The organism is Idiomarina sp. UBA4206 (assembly GCF_002383015.1).
Classification (GTDB): domain Bacteria; phylum Pseudomonadota; class Gammaproteobacteria; order Enterobacterales; family Alteromonadaceae; genus Idiomarina; species Idiomarina abyssalis.
Window position 1 is genome coordinate 1 of sequence record NZ_DFTS01000034.1, and the last position, 276, is coordinate 276.

Genomic DNA, 276 nt, shown 5'->3' on the forward strand with positions numbered 1-276 from the left:
ACTACCGGTGGTTATATGGTGTACGCATCCATGACCCACGAGTATGTTTTTGACTATCAGGAAGATGAAGTCTACTGGTGTGCCGCGGACGTTGGTTGGATCACTGGTCACTCGTACATTGTTTACGGACCGTTAGCGAACGGTGCGACGACCCTGATGTTTGAAGGTGTTCCTACCTACCCGGGTGTAGGTCGTATTGGTGAAATTGTTGATAAACATAAAGTGAACATTCTTTATACGGCACCAACAGCTATTCGCGCGTTAATGGCAAAAGGA

General features: G+C 47.1%; 1 protein-coding gene. It reads left to right on the forward strand.

Going from position 1 to position 276, the window contains the following annotated elements; genetic code table 11:
• Positions 1-276, forward strand: a 276-nt coding sequence (locus B3180_RS06980; RefSeq protein WP_286843735.1) for an AMP-binding protein, incomplete at both ends; no start/stop codon positions are given.